The organism is Niveispirillum sp., from assembly GCF_017996735.1.
Taxonomy (GTDB): domain Bacteria; phylum Pseudomonadota; class Alphaproteobacteria; order Azospirillales; family Azospirillaceae; genus Niveispirillum.
In genome coordinates this window covers 1-5,272 of record NZ_JAGOGJ010000235.1, presented here as the reverse complement: position 1 = coordinate 5,272, position 5,272 = coordinate 1, and the positions used below count along the sequence as shown (strand labels likewise).

Here is a 5,272-nt window from a genome sequence, read left to right as displayed (position 1 = left end):
GTATGACGCCGTTGGTAAATCCTGTTTTGTTCTCATGCCAACAAACGACGAAAAACCCTTTACAATCAAGGTGGTGCTCGCTACCGGACTCGAACCGGTACGCCCCGAAGGACAACAGATTTTAAGTCTGTGGCGTCTACCATTCCGCCAAGCGAGCCCCTGACAGGGAAGCGGAACCTAGCCGATGGCACCCCGCCATTGCAAGCCCGAGGTTGTCCGTCGCATTCTATACACACGCAGTTAACAGGCCACGGATACGGGGCTGTGGAAGGAGACGACAAGATGCTGATCCGCGACGCCATCGACAGCGACGCCCCTGCCATCGCCGGCATCTATAATGATGCCGTGGTCAACACCACGGCCATCTGGAACGAGGTGACGGTGGATGCGGCCAACCGTGTGGCCTGGATGGCGGACCGGCGGCGGCTGGGCTATCCCGTGCTGGTGGCTGTCGGTGAAACAGATCATAGCGTGATCGGTTACGCATCCTTTGGTGACTGGCGGGCCTTTGATGGCTATCGCCACACGGTGGAGCATTCCGTCTATGTGCGGGGCGACCGGCGGGGCGAGGGCATCGGGCGGGCGTTGCTGCTGGCCTTGATCGACCGGGCGCGCGCCATCGGCAAACATGTCATGGTGGCGGCGATCGAGGCGGGAAATGCCCCCTCGATCGCCCTGCATGAAAAGGTCGGGTTCCTGCGCACGGGCCTGATGCCGCAGGTCGGCATGAAGTTCGGCCGCTGGCTGGACCTGGCCTTCCTCCAGATCATCCTGGACGACGGGCCCGCGCCCGACCCCCGGTGACGGCGGCCGATCCGCCATCAAAGGCCGGGGGCGGGCATCATGCGGCGGCCATGGCCTGTTCGCTGCCCTTCATGCGTGCCTTATCGGCGGCGGCAGAACTGGCCTGCGCCCCCTCTTCCGCACCCTTCCTGTTGTCCTGCTGGCGCGTGTCCTTATCCTTCTTCTCGGCCTCTGCCGCGTCCTCTGCGGCGGCGACAACGCCGGACTGGCGGGTCCGATCGGTCAGGCGCAGCATCTCCCGCCACATTCGCTCCTCATCCGAAACCTGGGTCGGTTCGGGCGGCATCAGGGCCTTGCCCATCCCGTCGCACTCCAGCGTCAGACCTTCACCGGCCAGGGTGAAGCCCTTGGCCGCATCGATCTGCCGTCCCGCCTCGACAAGCCGCGTGGAGGCCGCCTCCGCATTGCCGCCGGCATTCACCTGCTGGTAATAGCCCTGGACGGCGTCGGCATGTTCCAGCATCTGCGCGTCGCTGACCAGCTTGCGCAGCCGGTTCTGCAGGTCGGGTTCGCGCGACAGCACATCGTTGACGGCGGCGGCGCGGGGATCATCGCCCTCAACCTTCACCTGGCCCGATGCATCGGTGCTGAACGCAAGCGGCGGGTCGCTCTTGATTCCAGCCATGGCCAGGGTCATGCGCAACTCGTCGCCCAGTTGCTGGCGGTCGGCCTCGACACTTTCACGGCTGGGCAGTTCCAGGGCGGGCAGCCCGTCAACCATACTGTGGTTGGTGCCGGTCAGGCCCCCCGTCTGCGTGGTCTTGCCTGTGTCGGCGCCGTCAAGGCCGACCTCTCCGCCTGTACCGATGCCATCCGTGCTGGTGCCGGCTGTCTTTGCCGTGCCCGACGTGCCCGATACGGTCGGGGCCGGTTGCCACCGCGTGCGGGCGGCCAGTAATTCCTTTATGTCCATGGGTCGATCCTTCCCATCGCCAGGCAATAATTGCCCATGCCGCTGGGCAGGCTTTGCCGGCACCCAAGCAGCGGAAAGAAGCGGTTACCCTTGTTGTCCGGCGGTTTTTTCCGCATGCCCTTGTCCCGGACACCCCCACAGCATGGGGGAGGGTGCCACCATGGCAGCAACCGGCATGCCAGCCCCTTGCAGGCGCATCCGTGGCACCCCACATCGGACATATGACAGAGAACCAGATCCTGGCCCTCATCTCCTCCGTACTGGTGCTGATCCTCGTGCTGCGGAGGTTCCGGCTGCCGCGCGAGAGACTGCTGCCGCAGATCGCCATCTGGCTGGCAATCTTCGCGCTGGTGGGGGTCAGCTACAAATTCTTCGGGCCGGGATGATCGGCAAACACGCGCCCCGGCCGGATCAAACGGCCGGGGGGGCGCCCGTGCGTACCGGCCGGCGCTTGTGCTTGCGCCAGCGGGACAGCAATTCGTCGAACGGCTTCAACAACCGGTCCTGCAATCCCGGATCGCCTTCCAGCTTGCCATAGACGAAGGCGCCCGCCTCCAGCGTCGACACGCTTTCCTTGCGCGGTTCCTTGCGGACATTGCCATAGGCCGAGCGGAAATCCGGATGGATGACGATACGGCGCAGCTTCAGCATCCAAGCGTTGCGCCACCACAGGGTCTTGGCCTGGGCCCAGGTACCGTCGATCAGGACGATGCCTTCCAGGTCGGACAGGATCAGGTCGCTGTCGGGGGCCACATCCTTGCGGCCGAACACGGCGATGCCACCGCGCGGCACCTTGGCCACCTCTTCCTTCGACCCCATGAACAGCACGCCCCAGCGCTTGGCCTCGACCTGCCGGCCCAGCGCCTTCGACAGGGAGGGCCAGGACAGGCCGATCTTCACGACGCTGTTCTCGATCTGGCCTGCCAGCAGCCGGGCCGTGCCCAGTTCCACATCCTGTTCCTGCGGGTGCATCAGGACCAGCAGTTGCAGGCGTGTGCGTTCCGGCACCAGTTCGGCGCACAGGCACAATTCCTGGGGCTTGCCGCAGGTGGTGCAGGGGGGTGGCGGGGCCGGCGGCGGCGGAAGGATCAGATCGTCTTCATTCATGGTGGCGCCACCATAGCGCATCGCGCGGCCACATGGCAGGGGGTGGGCACGCAATGCCGCCATGGCAAGCCGTGGCCCCGCCCATGCCCCTGGCGGGCGTCAGTCATCGGGATGGCGGGTTTGCGACAGGCCCGGCGCATCGTGTAGGATAGCGCCCGGCATGATATTTCCGCTTTTCCGAAAGTACCGACACCGATGACCCAGGCCGAATTCGCCGACGAATACGAAGACAAGCGCTCCATCAAGCTGCACAAGCCCGAGGATTTCGAGGGCATGCGCCGGGCCGGCCGTCTGGCCGCCGCCACGCTTGACTATATCACGCCCTTCGTGGTTCCCGGCGCCGTGACGGAGGAGCTGGACGACAAGATCCTGGCCTTTGTGGAGGCCAATGGCGGCAAATCGGCCACGGTCGGCTACAAGGGCTATACCAAGGCCTCCTGCATTTCCATCAACCATGTCGTCTGTCACGGCATTCCCGGCGCCAAGCGGCTGGTGAATGGTGACATCGCCAATATCGACGTCACCGTCATCGTCGATGGCTGGTTTGGCGACACCTCGCGCATGTATATGGTGGGCGATGTGGGGGTGAAGGCCCGGCGGCTGGTCGATGTGACCTATGAAGCCATGATGCGGGGCATCGCGGTTGTGAAGCCGGGCGCCACCCTGGGCGATATCGGCCACGCCATCCAATCCTATGCTGAAAGCTTCCGGTTTTCTGTGGTGCGCGATTTCTGCGGCCATGGGCTGGGCCGCGTGTTCCACGATGCGCCGTCGGTGCTGCATTACGGTCAGAAGGGCCGGGGTGCCGTGCTGGAGGAAGGCATGTTCTTCACGATCGAGCCGATGATCAATGCCGGCCGCTATGAAGTGAAGGTCCTGTCCGACGGCTGGACCGCCGTGACCCGGGACAAAAGCCTGTCGGCACAGTTCGAACATTCCATCGGCGTGACCAGGGACGGGTTCGAGATTTTCACCCTTTCTCCCGCCGGCTATACCAAGCCGCCCTATAGCTGACCGTTCCCCGCTTCCCGTCTGGCATCCATCATCGCCCGCTGGTACACTTGTCGGGAAGTGGGCGGTGATGGTCATGCACATCATGGGTGTAGCGGGATGGCGGTGAAGCGGACGGGGAAGGCCCGGCTCGACGATTCGGGTGGTCGGGCACCGGTGCCCGACGATGATCTGCTGGCCGCCATGCTGGCCGGCAAACCGCCCCCCGCCCCACCCAAACGGGAGGAAGCGGAGGAAGAAGCCGAGAAACCGCATTATCACGGCCACCGCGACCGCCTGCGCCAACGGTTCCTGTCCGCCGGTGCCGATGCGCTGCAGGATTACGAACTGCTGGAACTGCTGCTGTTCCAGGCCATTCCGCGCCGGGATGTCAAACCTCTGGCCAAGGAACTGATGACGGTCTTCGGCTCGCTCTGGGCCGTGACCCAGGCCCCGGCGGAAAGCCTGCGCAACCGTTTCAACTTTTCCGACGCCACCATTGCCCATATCCGCGTCGTGGGCGCCATCGGCCTGCGCATGGCGCGCCAGCAGGTGATGGGGCAGCCCATCCTGTCCTCCTGGCAGAAGCTGCTGGATTACTGCGCCGGTGCCATGGCGCATGAACCGGTGGAACAGTTCCGGCTGCTTTTCCTGGATCGCAAGAACACTCTGATCGCGGACGAGGTGCAGCAGCGCGGCACCATCGACCACACCCCCGTCTATCCGCGCGAGGTGGTGCGCCGTGCCCTGGAACTGGGCGCCAGCGCCGTCATCCTGGTCCATAACCACCCCAGCGGCGACCCCACCCCCAGCCGCGCCGACATCGATATGACCAAGCAGATCGTCACCGCCGCCACGGCATTGGGTGTGGTGATCCATGACCATGTGATCATCGGCAAGGGTGGAAAATATGTCAGCTTCAAGAGTGCCGGGCTGATGTAATAACGCCGGTCAAAATTCTTGACCGGCGTTGTCTGCACCGACAGGCACAGCGGCGCCCCTGCCGCGAAGGCCTTTATTCCCGATCTGCCGGGATTAAAGGCTGCTCCGTATAAAGCTTTATTCATTTAAAAATCTGACATTGCTGATGCGGATAATTACCCGTTGGCGGAATTATTCTTTCATATCAATTTTTATAATTATCCGGATTTGGACCCCCGACCGTCTATTTTCGCCGCCCAGCGCCACCATGCCCTCCTGCACGAACTAACCTGGCAAGACAGATTCCTGATCAAAAGGTTAGGTTGCGGCCCCGCCGCCGGCACCGTTGCGATGTGCAGTAAGATTTGCTTTACGCATGATGCTTTTCGCATTTTTGCTTTATGCAACACGCCAACCGGACGGCACACCACACCCAAAAGCCGCAGAAACCCTCAACTTCCGGGCACAATCTCCACTTGGCATCAAGCCTGCAATCCTTGGTTCCCATCAAGGCGACAACGCCACCACAGATCGAAC

Annotated in this window: 6 protein-coding genes and 1 tRNA gene; 4 read left to right on the top strand and 3 right to left on the bottom strand. The window is 63.3% G+C overall.

Annotation, left to right across the window (positions count from 1 at the left end):
* Window positions 1-71: 71 nt before the first annotated feature.
* Window positions 72-157: transfer RNA gene (locus tag KBA48_RS32255), tRNA-Leu, on the bottom strand.
* Between the two features lie 125 nt (window positions 158-282).
* Between KBA48_RS32255 and KBA48_RS32250 the strand changes: the two genes are divergently transcribed.
* Window positions 283-804: a GNAT family N-acetyltransferase gene (locus tag KBA48_RS32250; protein ID WP_292912767.1), complete on the top strand. Its 522-nt coding sequence runs from the start codon at window positions 283-285 to the stop codon at window positions 802-804.
* 37 nt (window positions 805-841) lie between these two features.
* On the opposite strand, the gene KBA48_RS32245 is transcribed toward KBA48_RS32250, so the two are convergent.
* Window positions 842-1,717, bottom strand: coding sequence for a hypothetical protein (locus KBA48_RS32245; RefSeq protein ID WP_292912766.1), 876 nt, complete (start codon window positions 1,715-1,717; stop codon window positions 842-844).
* Window positions 1,718-1,938: 221 nt separating this feature from the next.
* Between KBA48_RS32245 and KBA48_RS32240 the strand changes: the two genes are divergently transcribed.
* Entirely contained in the window at window positions 1,939-2,103 is a 165-nt protein-coding gene (locus KBA48_RS32240) for a hypothetical protein (RefSeq protein ID WP_292912765.1), read from the top strand.
* A gap of 25 nt (window positions 2,104-2,128) precedes the next feature.
* Here the strand turns inward: KBA48_RS32240 and KBA48_RS32235 are convergent, their stop codons facing one another.
* Window positions 2,129-2,824 (bottom strand): tRNA-uridine aminocarboxypropyltransferase, encoded by a 696-nt coding sequence (locus KBA48_RS32235; RefSeq protein WP_292912764.1) that lies wholly within the window; start codon window positions 2,822-2,824, stop codon window positions 2,129-2,131.
* Between the two features lie 195 nt (window positions 2,825-3,019).
* On the opposite strand from KBA48_RS32235, the gene map reads away from it, so the two are divergent.
* A complete protein-coding gene (map, locus tag KBA48_RS32230; RefSeq protein ID WP_292912763.1) occupies window positions 3,020-3,838 on the top strand; it encodes a type I methionyl aminopeptidase in 819 nt (272 codons plus the stop codon).
* Between the two features lie 180 nt (window positions 3,839-4,018).
* The gene (gene radC, locus KBA48_RS32225; protein ID WP_292912768.1) at window positions 4,019-4,756 is read left to right on the top strand and encodes a DNA repair protein RadC; all 738 of its coding nucleotides are present in this window, start codon (window positions 4,019-4,021) and stop codon (window positions 4,754-4,756) included.
* Window positions 4,757-5,272: the final 516 nt, after the last annotated feature.